Source organism: uncultured Pseudokineococcus sp., from assembly GCF_947499845.1.
GTDB lineage: Bacteria > Actinomycetota > Actinomycetes > Actinomycetales > Quadrisphaeraceae > Pseudokineococcus.
Window position 1 is genome coordinate 34,804 of the sequence record NZ_CANMPM010000012.1, and the last position, 16,169, is coordinate 50,972.

The following is a 16,169-nucleotide window of genomic DNA, read 5'->3' on the forward strand; positions in this document are numbered from 1 at the left end:
GGCGGAAGACGGAAGGGGTGCGCGGTGGCGGTGCGAGCGGTGCGCGGGGCGACCCAGCTGGACGTCGACGAGCGCGAGCACCTGCTCGCCTCGACCCGCGAGCTCGTCACCGCCGTCCTCGAGGCCAACCCCATGGGGCCCGAGGACCTCATCTCCGTCGTCTTCACCGTGACCCCGGACCTGCGCTCGGAGTTCCCCGCCGTCGCGGCCCGCGAGCTGGGCCTCGGCGACGTCCCGCTGCTGTGCTGCACCGAGATCGACGTCCCGGGCGCCATGCCGCGGGTCGTGCGGCTCATGGCCCACGCCGAGCTCGACGTCCCGCGCTCCGACGTGCGCCACGTCTACCTGCGGGGGGCCGTCGCGCTGCGCCGCGACATCGCCCAGTGAGCGCGGTGACAGACGGACCGGCCGCGCCCCGGGCGGCCGGCCCGGGGGCGGAGGGCAGGCCCGCCCGCACCCGCGGCACCGTCCTCGTCGTGGGCACGGGGCTTCTCGGCGCCAGCGCCGGGCTGGCCCTGCGGGCGCGCGGCGTCGACGTCGCCCTCGACGACCCCTCGCCGACCGCCCGCGCCCTGGCGCGCGACGTCGGCGCCGGCCGCCCCGCCGGCCCGGCCGAGGACCCGTCCGTCGTGCTCGTGGCCGCCCCGCCGGACGTCACGGCCGACGTCGTCGCCGCGCGCCTGCGGGCGCACCCCCGTGCCGTCGTCACCGACGTCGCCAGCGTGAAGGGCGCCGTGCTCGACGGCGTCGCGGCGGCGCTCGCCCGCGACGGCGCCGACCCCTCGGCCGTGCGGCGCTACGTCGGCGGCCACCCCATGGCCGGCCGCGAGCGCTCGGGCGCCACGAGCGCGCGGGCCGACCTCTTCACGGGCCGCCCGTGGGTGCTCGTGCCCCCGGAGGGCGCCCCGGGCGGTGCCGCGGCGCCGCCCGGAGGTGTCGCCGGGGACCCGGGAGGTGCCGCCGCGGGGGCCCTCGAGCGGGTCCTCGACGTCGTCGCCGACTGCCGTGGCGTGCCCGTCGTCATGGGGGCCGCCGCGCACGACGAGGCGGTGGCGCTGGTCTCGCACGTGCCGCAGGTGGCGGCGAGCCTCGTGGCCGCGCGGCTGCTCGAGGCCCCCTCCGGGGCCGTCGCGCTCGCCGGCCAGGGGCTGCGGGACGTCACCCGCATCGCCGCCAGCGACCCGGGGCTGTGGGTGCAGATCCTCGGGGCGAACGCGGCGCCGGTGGCGCGGGCGCTGCACGCGCTGCGCTCGGACCTCGACGCCGTGCTGGGCGCCCTCGACGCGCTGGCCGCCGACGGCGCGGCGCTCGGGGCCCGCGCCCGGGTCGCGCGCGCCATCGACGAGGGCGGCGCCGGCGTCGCGCGCGTGCCGGGCAAGCACGGGGCCGACCCCGTGCCCGTCGAGGTCGTCGCCGTCCTCGTGCCCGACGAGCCCGGCAGCCTGGCGCGCCTGTTCGCCGACGTGGCCGACCTCGGGGTCAGCGTCGAGGACGTCAAGCTCGAGCACGCGCCCGGGCGCCTCCTGGGGCTCGCCGAGCTCTCCGTCCTGCCCGCGGGACGGCCGCGCCTCGAGGCCGAGCTGCCGCCGCGCGGCTGGCGCGTCGCCGGCTGAGGGCGGCGGCGGAGGGCGGCGGCTGAGCCCTGCGCGCTGCGGGCGACCGGCCCCGCGGGCGCCAGCGACTACCCTGGGCGCGACCTGAGCCGCTCCGCGCCCGCCCGCGGAGGAGGCCGGTCCTCCCCGACCGCACCGACGTCAGGACCCGCATGTCCGCTCCTCGCCCAGCCGCCGCCCCGGTCGTCGTCGCCGTGGACGGGCCGTCGGGCTCCGGCAAGTCCAGCGTGAGCCGCGCCGTCGCGGCCCGGCTCGGCACGGCGTACCTCGACACCGGGGCCACGTACCGGGCCGTCTGCTGGTGGTGCCTGGAGAACGACGTCGACCTCTCCGACCGCGGGGCCGTCGCCGAGGTGGCGCGCCAGATCGAGCTCGAGCTCGGCACCGACCCGTCGGCGCCGTCGGTGCGCGTCGGCGGGCGCGTCGTCACCGACGACCTGCGGGCGAGCCGCGTGTCCGCCGCCGTCAGCGCCGTCGCGACCAACCTCGACGTGCGCGCCGAGCTCCGCCGCCGCCAGCGCGCGGTCGTCGACCTCGCCCGCCGCGAGCGCGGCGTCGTCGCCGAGGGCCGCGACACCACCACCGTCGTCGTCCCCGACGCCGACGTGCGGGTGCTCCTCGTCGCCGACGAGGAGGCCCGGCTGCGGCGCCGCTCCCTCGACGTCCACGGCAGCGACGACGCCTCCTCCCGCGAGGCCACCCGCGACGAGGTGCTGCGCCGGGACCGCGACGACGCGACCGTCTCGGAGTTCTCCGTGGCGGCCGACGGCGTCGTCACCGTCGACTCCTCGGCCCTGACCCTCGAGGAGACCGTCGAGGCCGTCCTCGCGCTCGTCGCGCGGGCCGTCCCCGCGGCCCTGCCGACGGAGCAGGTCAGCGCGAGCGCCCTCGAGCGCGCCGACCGGGCGGGCGCCCGATGAGCGCGGGCGGGAAGGGCGGCGGCGAGAAGGGTGGGGCGCCGGCCCGTCGCCCGGCCTCGGGCGGCCGCGAGGTGCCCGGCACCTTCGGCCCGAAGTGGGGCAAGCCGGTGGGCTGGGTGCTCTCCCGCACCCTGTGGAGCGTCACGCGCCACGGCCTCGACAACGTGCCCGCCGACGGGCCGGTGCTCCTCGCGAGCAACCACCTCGGCTTCCTCGACGGGCCGCTGCTCATGGGCATGGCGCCCCGCGGCACGCACTTCCTCGTCAAGAAGGAGATGTTCACCGGCCCGCTGGGCGTCGTCCTGCGCGGCTGCGGGCAGATCCCCGTCGACCGCACCGGCGACCGCGGCGCGCTCGTCACCGCCGTCGGCGTGCTGCGCCGCGGCGGCTCCGTCGGCGTCTTCCCCGAGGGCACCCGCGGGCGCGGCGACGTCGCCGCCATGCAGTCCGGCGTCACGTGGCTCGCGCTGCAGACCGGTGCGCCCGTCGTGCCCGTCGCGCTGCTCGGCACGAAGCGGGCGGGCGGGTCGCGCACCGACCTGCCGCGCCCGCGCCAGCCCGTGCACGTCGTCTTCGGCGAGCCGGTGTCGCTGACCCCCCGCGCCGGCGTGCCGCGGCGGGACGCGCTCCAGCAGGCCACCGAGGACCTGCGCGGGGCGATGACGGCCCACGTGCACGCGGCGGTGGACCTGACCGGCATGCCGCTGCCGGACGACGTCGAGCGGCCCGCCGGGCCGGGGAGGTCCTGACGTGGACGCCGACGGGACCGGCCCGGGGCCGGAGGACGAGATGGTGGACCAGCAGATGGACGACGAGCAGACCAGCGAGACCGAGGTCGAGGTCGCCGGAGCGGTCGACGACGTCGAGGACGGCGCCGTGGGCCCCGACCGGACCACCGCGCTGCGGGCCGGCCTGGAGGACTACGAGCTCTCCGACGAGGACTACGCCCTCCTGCTCGCCGAGGAGACGGGCGCGGCCGCGGAGCCGCTCGAGGTGCTGCCCGTCGTCGCCGTCGTCGGGCGCCCCAACGTCGGCAAGTCGAGCCTCGTCAACCGCATCCTGGGCCGCCGCGAGGCGGTCGTGCAGGACCTGCCCGGCATCACCCGCGACCGCGTCAGCTACCCCGCGGAGTGGTCGGGGCAGCGCTTCACGCTCGTCGACACCGGCGGGTGGGAGCAGGACGTCGCCGGGCTGGAGGCGCGCGTCGCCGCCCAGGCCGAGGTCGCCGTCGAGGCGGCCGACGTCGTCGTGCTCGTCGTCGACGCGACGGTCGGCGCCACCGGCACCGACGAGGCCGTCGTCCGGCTCCTGCGGCGCTCGGGCAAGCCCGTCGTCCTCGCGGCCAACAAGGTCGACGACCAGCGCGGCGAGGCCGACGCGGCGACGCTGTGGTCCCTCGGGCTGGGGGAGCCGTACCCGGTCTCCTCCGTCCACGGCCGGGGGTCGGGCGACCTCCTCGACGCCGTCCTCGCGGCGGTCCCCGAGGAGCTGCAGGCCGCCCGCGAGCGCCCGTCCGGGATGCGGCGCGTGGCCCTCCTGGGCCGCCCGAACGTCGGCAAGTCGAGCATGCTCAACAAGCTCACGGGCAGCGACCGGGTCGTCGTCGACGCCACCGCCGGGACGACCCGCGACCCGGTGGACGAGGTCGTCGAGCTCGCCGGTCGCGAGTGGGTCTTCGTCGACACGGCCGGCATCCGCCGCCGGGTGCACCAGTCGAGCGGGGCGGACTTCTACGCGTCGCTGCGCACCCAGGCCGCGCTGGAGAAGGCGGAGGTCGCCGTCGTCCTCGTCGACGGCTCGGAGACCCTCACCGAGCAGGACACCCGCATCATCTCCACGGTCGTCGAGGCGGGGCGGGCCCTCGTGCTCGCCGTGAACAAGTGGGACCTCGTCGACGAGGAGCGCCGCTACTACCTGGAGCGGGAGCTCGAGCGCGACCTCGTGCAGGTCCGCTGGGCGCCGCGGGTCAACGTGTCCGCCCGCACGGGCCGCCACCTCGAGCGCCTCGTGCCCGCCCTCGACGTCGCCCTGGACTCGTGGGGGACGCGCGTCCCGACGGGGCGCCTCAACAGCTTCCTCGGCCAGGTCGTCGCCGAGCACCCGCACCCCGTCCGCGGCGGCAAGCAGCCGCGGATCCTCTTCGGCACGCAGCCGTCGACCCAGCCGCCCCGCTTCGTCGTCTTCGCCTCCGGCTTCCTCGAGGCGGGCTACCGGCGCTTCCTCGAGCGGCGCCTGCGCGAGGAGTTCGGCTTCGAGGGCTCGCCCGTCGAGCTCAGCGTCCGGGTGCGCGAGCGGCGCCGTCGCTGAGCACCGACGGGCGTCGAGCGGCCCCGCCGGTGCGGTAGTGTCTGCGGCGCCGCGGCGGTCCGCCGGCCGCCCTCCGGGGCGGGCGCGAGCCGGTGCGCGGCAGCTCGGGATGTGGCGCAGCTTGGTAGCGCACTTGACTGGGGGTCAAGGGGTCGCAGGTTCAAATCCTGTCATCCCGACGCACGGCCCTGGTGGGAGCACCGCTCCTGCCAGGGCCTTCGTCGTCTCCGGCCCCGCCGGCGCCCCCGTTCCTGGCGGCGCCGCCGGGTGGGCCGCCCTCGTCGTCACCCGTGCCCCGTAGGCTCCTGCCCGGCGTCGGGCACGACCGGTGCCGGACGGGCAGGGGAGGTGCGCGTGGAGGGCTCGAGCGCCCCGCAGCGGGGCAGCGGCAGCTCGCCCGCCCCGCGGGGGTCCACGGCGGCGGAGATGGACACCGACGACGTCCTCACCGTCCCCAACGCCATCAGCGCCGCGCGGCTGCTCCTCGTCCCCGTCTTCGCCGTCCTCATCGCGACCGAGCGCGACGGCTGGGCGCTCCTCGTCCTCATGGTCTCGGGCGCCTCGGACTGGGTGGACGGGTACCTCGCCCGGCGCTGGCACCAGACGTCGCGGCTCGGGCGGGTCCTCGACCCGGCCGCCGACCGCCTCTACATCGCGGTGACGCTCGTCGGCCTGGCCTGGCGGGACGTCGTCCCGTGGTGGCTGGTCGCGCTCATCGCGCTGCGCGACGTCGTCCTGGCGCTCACGGTCCCCGTCCTCTCGCGGCACGGGTACGGCACGCTCGAGGTGCACTACCTCGGGAAGGCCGCGACCTTCTGCCTGCTCTACGCCTTCCCGCTCATCCTCCTCGCCCAGGTCGGCGGCGCCCTGAGCCCGCTCGGGCCGGCGGCCGAGTCGCTCGGCTGGGCCTTCGCCTGGTGGGGCACCGGCCTCTACTGGTGGGCCGGCCTGCTCTACGTCCACCAGGTCCGCCTCCTCGTGCGCGCCGACGCCGGGCCGACGGGCGAGCGGGCCGTCGCGGGGGCCGGCACGTGAGCCCCGCCGCCGGCGCGACGCGCCGCCGCCCCGACGCGTCGATGACGCTGCTGCGGGAGGTCATGGAGCGACCGCTCGACCCCGGGTACGCGTCCGCCGCCGCGGCCCGCCGCACCGGGACGGCACCCCCGGCGACCCGCCCCCGCAGGGCGGTGACGGCCGGGCTCGGCCTGCTCGCCGGGCTCCTCGCCGTCGTCGGCGTCGTCCAGCTGCGCGCCCCCGGCGCCGAGGGCACGACCGCCGCCCTGCGGGCCGAGGTCGAGCAGCGCCAGGGCGAGGTGGACGCGCTCGCCTCCGCGGTCGAGGGCGCGCGCGCCGACGTCGTCGGCGCGCAGGACGCCGTCCTCGGGCCCGAGGCATCCGAGGGCGGCGAGCGCGCGCAGCAGCTCGGCGCGGCGACCGGGGCCGTCGCCGTCACGGGCCCGGGCCTGCGCGTCGTCGTCGACGACGCCCCCGACGCGCGCGCCGACGCCTCCGGCTCCCCGCGCACCGACGCCCAGGCCGACCTCGGCCGGGTCCGCGACCGGGACCTGCAGGTGGTCGTCAACGGGCTGTGGTCGGCCGGCGCCGAGGCCGTGGCCGTCGGCGGGCAGCGCCTCACCGCCCGCACGGCCGTGCGCGGGGCCGGGGAGGCCGTCCTCGTCGGCTACCAGCCCCTCGCGCCGCCCTACGAGGTCGAGGCCGTCGGGGACCCGGACGCGCTCGCCACCGGCTTCGCCCGCTCGGCGGGCGGCCGGTACGCCGCCGGCCTCGCCGACTACGGCATCACCGTGAGCGTGGACGAGGTCGACGAGCTGCACCTGCCCGCCGCCGCCGGTCTGCGCCCCGAGGCCGCGCGCGTCCTCGACGCCGACGGGGGGAGCCCGCCGTGATCGCCGTCCTCGGCCTCGTCGTGGGGGTCGTCCTGGGGCTCGTGCTGCAGCCGACCGTCCCCCCGCTCGTCCAGCCCTACCTGCCCATCGCCGTCGTCGCGGCCCTCGACGCCGTCTTCGGCGGCCTGCGGGCGGTGCTCGACGGCGTCTTCGACGACCGGGTCTTCGTCGTCTCGTTCCTCTCCAACGTCGTCGTCGCCGCTCTCGTGGTCTACCTCGGCGACCAGCTCGGCGTCGGCGCGCAGCTGTCGACGGGCGTCGTCGTCGTCCTCGGCATCCGGATCTTCTCCAACGCGGCCGCGATCCGTCGGCACCTCTTCCGGGCATGAGCACGCCCGAGGAGGAGCCCGGGCCGCGCCCCGAGCAGGAACGGCACGAGCACGGACGGCACGCGGGCCCGGGTCCGGGGGAGGACCCGGCCGCGGAGGGGGAGCAGGGCCCGCCGGCGCCGCCCTCGGCCCGCCTCGTGCGCCGGCGCCTGGTGTCCGCGCTGCGCCCGCGGGCCGCACGGGGCCAGCTGCTCGCCGGGCTCCTGTGCGCCGCGCTGGGGTTCGCCCTGGTCGTGCAGCTGCAGGCGACGCAGGAGAGCGGCCTGGCCCAGCTGCGCGAGGCGGACCTCGTCCGCGCCGTGGACGACCTGGGGGAGCAGCGGCAGCGGCTGCAGGGCGAGCTCACCGAGCTGCGCGACACCCAGCGGGCGCTGCAGGCGGAGGGCGACCAGCGCGCCGAGGCCCTGCGCTCCCAGCAGGACGCGGAGGACGCGCAGCGGCTCCTGGCCGGCACAGCGCCCGCGGTGGGCCCGGGCGTCACCGTCAGCGTCGTCGACCCGGACGGCGGCGTCAGCGCCGTGCGGCTGCTCGGCACGGTGCAGGAGCTGCGCGACGCCGGCGCCGAGGTCCTCTCGGTGGGGGACGCCCGCGTCGGCGCGCGGACCGCCTTCACGGACACCGCCCTCGGCGTCGAGGTGGGCGGGACGCTCGTCACCTCGCCCTTCACCATCCGCGCCATCGGCGACCCGGTCCGCCTCGAGGCGACCATCGGCATCCCCGGCGGGGTGCTCGACCTCCTCGAGAGCGAGGGCGCCACCGTGCTCGTGCAGCGCCGCGACGAGGTCCGCATCACGGCGACCGCGCCCGAGCCCGCGCCCGGGCTGGCCCGCCCCGACGACGCGGCCGGCGAGGGGACCGGGGGCGACGGAGGGGACGCCGGCGACGACTGACGGGCCGCCCGCCGGGTCGACGCCGGCCCGTGCCGCGAGGGCGCCGGGGCTGGCATGATCAGCCCCGCCGACCGTCCGACCCAGGAACCACCAGGAGCACCGTGGCCGACGACAGCACCGCCGGGACGCCCGAGGGGCTCCGCTACACCGCCGAGCACGAGTGGGTGACCGCTCCGGGACCCGACGGGGCGGTGCGCATCGGCATCACGGCCTTCGCGCAGGAGGCGCTGGGCGACGTCGTCTTCGTCCAGCTGCCCGACGAGGGGGCCGCCGTCGAGGCCGGCGACAGCATCGGCGAGGTCGAGTCGACGAAGAGCGTCAGCGAGGTCTACGCGCCCCTGTCCGGGGTCGTGCGCGCGGTCAACCCCGCCCTCGAGGTCACCCCGGAGTTCGTCAACAGCGACCCGTACGGCGAGGGCTGGATGTTCGAGCTCGAGGGGGTCGACCCGGCCGCCGTGGACGCCCTCCTCGACGCCGACGGCTACCGGGCGACCACCTCCTAGGGCACCCGCACGACGAGGCCGGGCGGCGCCCGTGAGGAGGGCCGCCGTCGAGCACCCGACTGGGCGACCCCAGTAATCTTCCCCCGACCGGAGCGGGTCGGGAGGCGCGACGGACGACCCGTCGAGGGAGGGCGGCACCGATGAGCACGCAGGACGAGGGCGCGCGCGACGCGCGCGAGGAGGCCCCCCGCGGGGGCGGGCCGGCCGATACGACGTCGAGCCACGCGCTCCCCGACGTCGAGGCGGCCGCCCGCGACGCGGGGCGGGACGACGAGGCGCAGGCCGAGGACGGCGCCTCGCCGCTGTCCACCGACGAGCAGAGCGCCGTCGCGGCGCTGCCGCCGGGGTCGGCGCTGCTCGTGGTGCAGCGCGGGCCCAACCAGGGCGCCCGCTTCCTCCTCGACGCCGTCCGCACGACCGCCGGGCGCAACCCGCAGAGCGACATCTTCCTCGACGACGTCACGGTCTCCCGCCGTCACGCCGAGCTGCTCCGGGACGGCACGGGCGCCGGCGCCCGCTTCCGGGTGCGCGACGCCGGCAGCCTCAACGGCACCTACGTCAACCGCGTGCGGGTCGACGAGGTCGAGCTCTCCGCGGGCGACGAGGTCCAGGTGGGCAAGTACCGGCTCGTCTTCCACCCCTCCGCGACGGGCTCCGAGGGGGAGGGCGCGTGAGCGCACCGGCCCCCCGGGCGGGCGGGCCCACCCCCGGGGCGCGACCGGACCCCGCGGTGCGGGCGGGCCGCCTCATGAGCATCGGCGAGGTCCTCGGCGAGCTCGTCGGCGACTTCCCGGAGATCTCGCACTCCAAGATCCGCTTCCTCGAGGAGCGGGGCCTCGTCGAGCCGCAGCGCACCGCGGCGGGGTACCGCAAGTTCCGGGCCGCCGACGTCGAGCGGCTCCGGCTCGTCCTCGAGCTCCAGCGCGACCGGTACATGCCCCTCAAGGCCATCGCCGAGCACCTCGACGCGCTCGACCGCGGCCTGCAGCCCCCCTCGCCCGCCGGGCCGCCCCCGCTCGCGCCGCGCGCGGTCGCCGACCCCGAGCCGGCCCGGCTCGAGGCGTCGCCGCGCCTGCGCCTGCGGCGCTCGGAGCTGCGGGAGGCCGCGGGCGTCGACGAGCAGCTGCTGGCCGACCTCGAGGGGTACGGCCTGGTGGCGGCCGAGGACGGGCACTTCGGCGCCGACGACCTCGAGGTCGCGACGGCGGCGGGCGAGCTCGCCGCCTTCGGCATCGAGGCGCGCCACCTGCGCGCCTTCCGCACCGCCGCCGAGCGCGAGCTCGGCCTCGTGGAGCAGGTCGTGGTGCCGCTGCGCCGCCACCCCGGCCCCGGGGCGTCGGCGCGCGCGGCGGACGCCGCCTCCGAGCTCGCCGCGCTGTGCCTGCGGCTGCACACGGCCCTCGTGCGCGGGGGCCTCGGCCGCCTCACCTGAGGACGCCGGGCGCCCGCGCCCAGGTCGTGCCCGCCCAGCCGGTGCGCCCGGATGGTGCCGCCCGCCGCGGGTGGCCCGGTCGCGCCGGTCCCACCCCGCCGCGGGCCCGGCGGCGGGCTACCGTGGCTCTCGTGCGCGAGCTCGAGGTCGTCGGAGTCCGGGTCGAGATGCCGTCCAACCAGCCGATCGTCCTGCTGCGGGAGACGGGCGGGGAGCGGTACCTGCCCATCTGGATCGGGGCTCCCGAGGCGAGCGCCATCGCCTTCGCCCAGCAGGGCGTCGTGCCGCCCCGGCCCCTCACGCACGACCTGCTCAAGGACGTCATCGGCGCCCTGGGCCGCGAGCTCGAGCAGGTCCGCATCGTCGCCGTGCGCGACAACGTCTTCTTCGCCGAGCTCGTGCTCTCCGGCGGCGTCGTCGTCAGCGCCCGCTCGTCCGACGCCATCGCGCTGGCGCTGCGCGCCGGGTGCTCCATCCTCGGCGCCGACGAGGTGCTCGAGACGAGCGCCGTCGGGGTCCCCGAGGAGGAGGGGGAGGCGGAGGACGAGGTCGAGCGCTTCCGCGAGTTCCTCGACCAGGTGAGCGCCGAGGACTTCGAGCAGCCCGAGGAGGGGCCGGGCGACACGCCGGGCCCGACGGGCCCCGGTCGTTGACCCGGCCCGAGGGCCTGCGTACGTTCCCCACCGAGAGGACGTCCGCGGCGGGCCACGCGCCCCGGTGCTCGAGCCCCGAGCATCCGGCCCCGCGCCGCAGGACCCCGCGATGGAGGCCGGTGTGAGCACCACGGGTGATGCGAGCGGAGCGGCTCCGCGCCGTCCCGCACCCCGGGCGGCGCAGGGCGTCCTGTTCTCCGAGGACCTGCCCGTGCTCGACGAGGAGGTCGGGTACCGCGGGGTCACGGCCTGCCGCGCCGCCGGCATCACCTACCGCCAGCTCGACTACTGGGCGCGCACCGGCCTCGTCGAGCCGGGCGTGCGGCCCGCCACCGGCTCCGGGACCCAGCGCCTGTACGGCTTCCGCGACATCCTCGTGCTCAAGGTCGTCAAGCGGCTGCTCGACACCGGCGTCTCGCTGCAGCAGATCCGGGCCGCGGTGGCGACCCTGCGCGAGCGGGGCGTCGAGGACCTCGCGCAGATCACCCTCATGAGCGACGGCGCCAGCGTCTACGAGTGCACGTCGGCCGACGAGGTCATCGACCTCGTCCAGGGCGGGCAGGGCGTCTTCGGCATCGCGGTCGGCCGCGTGTGGCGCGAGGTCGAGGGCACGCTCGCCGCGCTGCCGGGCGAGCGGGCCGACGACGCCAAGCCCGGCACCCCGGGCGCCGAGCCGCAGGACGAGCTCTCCGCCCGCCGCGCCGCGCGCCGCACCGGCTGAGCCCCGGGGTAGCCTGGACGGGCTGATCGACCCCGCGCGGGAGAGTCCCCGCACGCGGCCCCGCGCGCCCGCTGCGCCGGCGCCGGGCACGGGGCGCCGAAGGGGCAACCTCCCCGGAACCTCTCAGGCGCCAGGACCGCGCGGGCAGGCATCTCTGGAGCCGAGGGCGACAGAGGGGGACCCCGCCTCGGCGGGGACGTCGCCCGCGCTCCCGCGCCGACCCCTCGGAGCCCGTCCATGACCCTGCCCGTGGACCCCCAGCTCACGGACCGCCCGCTCGACGACCAGCCGCTCGACGACCTCGGGTCGGGCACGTCCGGCGCGGTGCCCTTCGCCGACCGCCACGTCGGCCCCTCGGCCGACGACCTGCGCCGCATGCTGGCGCTCGTGGGGCAGCCGAGCCTCGAGGCGCTCGTCGAGGCCGCCGTCCCCGCCGGCATCCGCACGGACCGCCCGCTCGACCTGCCGGCCGCCGGCAGCGAGCGCGAGGTCACCGAGCGGCTGCGGGCCCTCGCCGACCGGAACACGGTGCGGCGCTCGATGATCGGCCTCGGGTACTCGGGCACGGTGCTGCCGCCCGTCATCCGCCGCAACGTCCTCGAGGACCCGTCCTGGTACACGGCCTACACGCCGTACCAGCCGGAGATCAGCCAGGGCCGGCTCGAGGCGCTGCTCAACTTCCAGACGGTCGTGGCCGACCTCACGGGCCTGGCCCTGGCCAACGCCTCGATGCTCGACGAGGCGACCGCCGCCGCCGAGGCGATGACGCTCGTGCGGCGCGCGAGCAGGGCGCCGCGCGACGCCGCCTTCGTCGTCGACGCCGACGTGCTCCCGCAGACGCTCGCCGTCCTGCGCACGCGCGCCGAGGCGATCGGGATGCGCGTCGTCGTCCACGACACGCGGGAGGGCCTGCCCGAGGGCGACCTCTTCGGCCTGCTCCTCCAGCAGCCCGGTGCGTCCGGCCTCGTCCGCGACGACGAGGCGCTCGTCCGGGAGGCCCACGACCGCGGGGCGCTCGTCGTCGTGGCCGCCGACCTGCTGGCCCTGACCCTGCTGCGGCCCCCGGGCGAGGTCGGCGCCGACGTGGCCGTCGGCACGAGCCAGCGCTTCGGCGTGCCGATGGGCGGCGGCGGGCCCCACGCGGGGTACATCGCCGTCCGCGAGGGCCTGCAGCGCACGCTGCCGGGGCGCCTCGTCGGCGTGAGCCGGGACGCCGACGGCCACCCGGCGTACCGCCTGGCGCTGCAGACCCGCGAGCAGCACATCCGCCGCGAGAAGGCGACGAGCAACATCTGCACCGCGCAGGTGCTCCTCGCCGTCATCGCCTCGATGTACGCCGTCCACCACGGCCCCGACGGGCTCCGGCGGATCGCGCGGACCGTCCACGAGCGCACCCTCGCCCTCGGCGGCGCGCTGCGGGCCCGCGGGCTCGAGCTCGTCCACGCGGACGTCTTCGACACCGTCCTCGTGCGCGTCCCCGGGCGCGCCGACGAGGTCGTCGCCGCCGCCCGCGAGGCGGGGTACTGGCTGCGCCGCGTGGACGACGACGTCGTGGGCCTGTCCTGCGACGAGACGACGACGCCGGCGGACGTCGACGCCGTCGTGGCCTGCTTCCCCGCGGGCCCGGTGCCGGTGGCCGGTCCGGAGCTCGGCCTGCCGGCGGCGCTGCACCGCACGAGCGACTACCTCACGCACCCCGTCTTCGCCGTGCACCGCAGCGAGACGGCGATGCTGCGCTACCTCAAGCGCCTCTCGGACGCCGACTACGCGCTCGACCGCGGCATGATCCCGCTGGGCTCCTGCACGATGAAGCTCAACGCGACGGCCGAGATGGAGCCGATCAGCTGGCCCGCCTTCGCCGACGTCCACCCCTTCGCACCGGCCGAGGACCTCGCCGGCACGCGGGCGCTGGCCGCCGAGCTCGAGGCCCAGCTCGCCGAGGTCACGGGCTACGACGCCGTGAGCCTGCAGCCCAACGCGGGCAGCCAGGGCGAGCTCGCCGGCCTGCTCGCCATCCGCGCCTACCACCGCAGCCGCGGCGACGAGGCCCGCGACGTCTGCCTCATCCCCACGTCCGCGCACGGCACCAACGCGGCCAGCGCCGTCATGGCCGGGCTGCGCGTCGTCACCGTCGCGACGACGGGGACCGGTGACGTCGACCTCGAGGACCTCGACGCGAAGATCGCCCAGCACGGGGAGCGGCTGGCGGCCGTCATGGTCACCTACCCCTCGACCCACGGGGTCTTCGAGGCGGGCATCACCCGCCTCTGCGAGGCGGTCCACGCGGCCGGCGGGCAGGTGTACGTCGACGGCGCCAACCTCAACGCGCTCGTCGGCGTCGCCCAGCCCGGCGAGTTCGGCGCGGACGTCTCGCACCTCAACCTCCACAAGACCTTCTGCATCCCCCACGGGGGCGGCGGTCCCGGCGTCGGCCCCGTGGCGGCGCGCGCGCACCTCGCGCCCTTCCTCCCGGCGGCCGACGTCACCGGCGGCGCGAGCGCGGGCGCGAGCGACGCGGGCGGCACGGGCCCGGACGGCGTCGGCCCGGTGTCGGGCGCGCCGCTCGGGTCGGCGGGGATCCTGCCGATCTCCTGGACCTACCTCGCCCTCATGGGCCCCGACGGCCTCCTGCGGGCCACGCAGGCGGCGCTGCTCACGGCCAACTACGTCGCGGCGCGGCTGCGGGAGCACTACCCGGTGCTCTACACCGGCGAGGGCGGGCTCGTGGCCCACGAGTGCATCCTCGACCTGCGGCCGCTCACCGCCGCCACGGGAGTCACCGTCGACGACGTCGCCAAGCGGCTCGTGGACTTCGGCTTCCACGCGCCCACGATGTCCTTCCCCGTCGCGGGCACGCTCATGGTCGAGCCGACCGAGAGCGAGGACCTCGCCGAGCTCGACCGCTTCTGCGACGCGATGGTCGCCATCCGGGCCGAGGTCGCCGAGGTCGAGGAGGGCCGCTGGCCGGTCGAGGACTCGCCGCTGCGGGGCGCGCCGCACACCGCGGTGATGCTCGTGGGGGAGTGGGACCGGCCCTACGACCGCTCCCGCGCCGTGTACCCGGCCGGCGTGAGCCCGCAGCGCAAGTACTGGCCGCCGGTGCGGCGCATCGACGGCGCCTACGGCGACCGCAACCTCGTGTGCTCCTGCCCGCCGGTGGAGGAGCTCGCCGGTCTCTGAGGCACCGGACGCCGAGACGGCAGCGCCCCCGTCCCCCTCGCGAGGGGCGGGGGCGCTGCCGTGCTCGGCGCACGACCGCGGCCGCCGGGCCGACCGGAGCGGCTCAGGTCGGGACCGTGGCCAGGATGTCGCTCGTCGGCTGCTCGGACCCGCCGGCGGGCTCCTCGGTGATGGCGAGCACCGCGCCGTCCCGCCAGTCGTCCAGCTGCCCGACGAACCCGCCGTCCTCCGGCTCGAGGAAGCCCTCGGGCACCGGGACGCCGTCGTCGCCGAGCGACCACAGCTGGTAGACGCGGCCGGCGGGGGGCGCCGCGACGCCCTGGCCGAGGACGACGTAGTCGCCGTCGACCTCGAGCAGGGCCGCCGTGCCGTCGGCGAAGCCGCCGGCGGCCACGAGGGACGGCGCGCCGTCGTCCTGGCCGAGCACGACGGCGCCGAGCCCCACGCAGCCGGCGAGGAGCACCCCGCACGCGGCGGCGAGCAGGCGGACGGCGCCGCGGCCGCCGCGCCCGGCGCGGTGGTCGGCGGGGGCCTCCCGACGGGTCGGGGACGCGGGGGCGACCTGCCGGGTGCGGGCCACCTCGGCGAGCACCGCGGCGCGCAGGCGCGGGGGAGGGGACGCCGCGACGGCGACGGCCATCCGCGAGGCGGCCTCGGCGTAGCCGGCGGCCTCGCCCGCCGCCTCGGGATCCTCGCGCAGCAGCCGCTCGACGCGGGCGCGCTCGACGTCGTCCACGGCGTCGAGCGCGTGGGCGGCGAGGAGGTCGCGCACGTCCTCGCGGTCGCCGGTGCGGTGGTCCGTCGCGGCCATCACGCCACCACCCCCATCTCGTCGCGCAGGCGGATGAGCCCGTCGCGCAGGCGCGTCTTCACGGTGCCGAGCGGGATCCCGAGGATCTCCGCGACCTGGCGGTGCGTGTAGCCGCCGTAGTAGGCGAGCTCCACCGACTCCCGCTGGAGGGCGGTGAGCACGTCGAGCGAGCGCCGCACCTGCTCGGCCTCGAGCCGGTGCTCGACCTCCTCGGTGACGACGTCGAAGGCGCGGTCGGCGTCGCGTGCGGCCACCTTGTCCTCGCGGTCGGTGCTCGCCTGCGCCGAGCGCACGCGGTCCACGGCGCGGCGGTGCGCGATGGTCAGCACCCACCCGCGGGCGCTGCCGCGTGCGGCGTCGTACCTCGGGGCCTGCTTCCAGACCTCCACCATGACCTCCTGCGTGACCTCCTCGGACTGCGCCGGGTCCCTCAGGACCCGGAGCACGACGCCGTGGACGGGACCGGCGACGGCGTCGTACAGGCCCTCGAAGGCCCGCTCGTCGCCCCGCGCCACCCGGCGCAGGAGGTCCCCGACCGGGTCCTCCGGCCGCTCGTCCGCGGCCTCGGCGCCCGGTCGGGCACGGCGGCGCTCGGGACGGAGGAAGGACACCTCGCCCACTCTGCCACCCCTGTCGCCGCCAGGACCGGCGGACGCCGCCGGCGCCCGTCCGGTCTCTCCTCCCGACCTCGTGCTCGTCCGGTGTTCGCCCCCTCGGCGGCGCGGGATTGGCCGTCCGACCACCGCCACCCGACCGGGTGACGCCCGCAGGGGCGCAGGACACGGCCCACCGGGCCCCAGCAGGCCGCCCTCCTGCGCCGGGTACGGGCACGCCGGCCCGGCGGACCCGGCGTGGGAGGGGCGGGGCTGTCGGTGCCCGTGGCTAGCGTCGGCGGCGCCGGGC

The 16,169-nt window shown here is 77.7% G+C and carries 17 protein-coding genes, 1 tRNA gene and 1 riboswitch; of the genes, 16 read left to right on the forward strand and 2 right to left on the reverse strand.

What is annotated here, in order from left to right:
- Positions 1-24 precede the first annotated feature (24 nt).
- The 16 genes from aroH (at position 25) to gcvP (ending at position 14,455) form a co-directional block, all read left to right on the forward strand.
- A complete protein-coding gene (gene aroH, locus Q0789_RS11970) occupies positions 25-387 on the forward strand; it encodes a chorismate mutase (protein WP_298805448.1) in 363 nt (120 codons plus the stop codon).
- Between the two features lie 5 nt (positions 388-392).
- Entirely contained in the window at positions 393-1,613 is a 1,221-nt protein-coding gene (locus Q0789_RS11975; protein WP_298805577.1) for a prephenate dehydrogenase, read from the forward strand.
- Positions 1,614-1,765: 152 nt separating this feature from the next.
- Positions 1,766-2,533 (forward strand): (d)CMP kinase, encoded by a 768-nt coding sequence (gene cmk / locus Q0789_RS11980; protein WP_298805450.1) that lies wholly within the window; start codon positions 1,766-1,768, stop codon positions 2,531-2,533.
- Positions 2,530-3,282 carry a 1-acyl-sn-glycerol-3-phosphate acyltransferase gene (locus Q0789_RS11985; RefSeq protein WP_298805452.1) on the forward strand — a complete coding sequence of 251 codons (753 nt, stop codon included), beginning with the start codon at positions 2,530-2,532 and terminating at the stop codon, positions 3,280-3,282. The genes cmk and Q0789_RS11985 overlap by 4 nt, the downstream gene beginning before the upstream one ends.
- Before the next feature lie 55 nt (positions 3,283-3,337).
- Positions 3,338-4,840 (forward strand): ribosome biogenesis GTPase Der, encoded by a 1,503-nt coding sequence (gene der, locus Q0789_RS11990; protein WP_363325992.1) that lies wholly within the window; start codon positions 3,338-3,340, stop codon positions 4,838-4,840.
- 105 nt (positions 4,841-4,945) lie between these two features.
- Positions 4,946-5,019: transfer RNA gene (locus Q0789_RS11995), tRNA-Pro, on the forward strand.
- 175 nt (positions 5,020-5,194) lie between these two features.
- Positions 5,195-5,875: a CDP-alcohol phosphatidyltransferase family protein gene (locus tag Q0789_RS12000; RefSeq protein ID WP_298805478.1), complete on the forward strand. Its 681-nt coding sequence runs from the start codon at positions 5,195-5,197 to the stop codon at positions 5,873-5,875.
- Entirely contained in the window at positions 5,872-6,747 is an 876-nt protein-coding gene (locus tag Q0789_RS12005; protein WP_298805480.1) for a DUF881 domain-containing protein, read from the forward strand. The genes Q0789_RS12000 and Q0789_RS12005 overlap by 4 nt, the downstream gene beginning before the upstream one ends.
- A complete protein-coding gene (locus Q0789_RS12010) occupies positions 6,744-7,076 on the forward strand; it encodes a small basic family protein (RefSeq protein ID WP_298805482.1) in 333 nt (110 codons plus the stop codon). The genes Q0789_RS12005 and Q0789_RS12010 overlap by 4 nt, the downstream gene beginning before the upstream one ends.
- Positions 7,073-7,966, forward strand: a complete 894-nt coding sequence (locus Q0789_RS12015; RefSeq protein ID WP_298805484.1) for a DUF881 domain-containing protein — start codon at positions 7,073-7,075, stop codon at positions 7,964-7,966. Before Q0789_RS12010 ends, Q0789_RS12015 begins: the two co-directional genes overlap by 4 nt.
- 101 nt (positions 7,967-8,067) lie before the next feature.
- The gene (gene gcvH, locus Q0789_RS12020) at positions 8,068-8,469 is read left to right on the forward strand and encodes a glycine cleavage system protein GcvH (protein WP_298805486.1); all 402 of its coding nucleotides are present in this window, start codon (positions 8,068-8,070) and stop codon (positions 8,467-8,469) included.
- A 140-nt stretch (positions 8,470-8,609) separates the two neighbouring features.
- Positions 8,610-9,143: an FHA domain-containing protein gene (locus Q0789_RS12025; protein WP_298805488.1), complete on the forward strand. Its 534-nt coding sequence runs from the start codon at positions 8,610-8,612 to the stop codon at positions 9,141-9,143.
- Between the two features lie 74 nt (positions 9,144-9,217).
- Positions 9,218-9,901 carry a MerR family transcriptional regulator gene (locus Q0789_RS12030; RefSeq protein ID WP_171202405.1) on the forward strand — a complete coding sequence of 228 codons (684 nt, stop codon included), beginning with the start codon at positions 9,218-9,220 and terminating at the stop codon, positions 9,899-9,901.
- A gap of 131 nt (positions 9,902-10,032) precedes the next feature.
- Positions 10,033-10,554, forward strand: a complete 522-nt coding sequence (locus Q0789_RS12035; RefSeq protein WP_298805492.1) for a bifunctional nuclease family protein — start codon at positions 10,033-10,035, stop codon at positions 10,552-10,554.
- A gap of 121 nt (positions 10,555-10,675) precedes the next feature.
- Positions 10,676-11,275: a MerR family transcriptional regulator gene (locus Q0789_RS12040; protein WP_298805495.1), complete on the forward strand. Its 600-nt coding sequence runs from the start codon at positions 10,676-10,678 to the stop codon at positions 11,273-11,275.
- 27 nt (positions 11,276-11,302) lie between these two features.
- Positions 11,303-11,424: riboswitch (glycine riboswitch) on the forward strand.
- Between the two features lie 88 nt (positions 11,425-11,512).
- Positions 11,513-14,455 carry an aminomethyl-transferring glycine dehydrogenase gene (gcvP, locus tag Q0789_RS12045; protein ID WP_298805497.1) on the forward strand — a complete coding sequence of 981 codons (2,943 nt, stop codon included), beginning with the start codon at positions 11,513-11,515 and terminating at the stop codon, positions 14,453-14,455.
- A gap of 103 nt (positions 14,456-14,558) precedes the next feature.
- Here gcvP and Q0789_RS12050 read toward each other — a convergent pair whose 3' ends face one another.
- Both Q0789_RS12050 and sigK read right to left on the reverse strand, forming a co-directional pair.
- On the reverse strand, positions 14,559-15,266 hold the full coding sequence (locus Q0789_RS12050) for an anti-sigma factor (RefSeq protein ID WP_298805499.1): 708 nt from the start codon (positions 15,264-15,266) through the stop codon (positions 14,559-14,561).
- Positions 15,266-15,877 carry an ECF RNA polymerase sigma factor SigK gene (gene sigK, locus Q0789_RS12055; RefSeq protein ID WP_298805501.1) on the reverse strand — a complete coding sequence of 204 codons (612 nt, stop codon included), beginning with the start codon at positions 15,875-15,877 and terminating at the stop codon, positions 15,266-15,268. Before sigK ends, Q0789_RS12050 begins: the two co-directional genes overlap by 1 nt.
- Positions 15,878-16,169 lie beyond the last annotated feature (292 nt).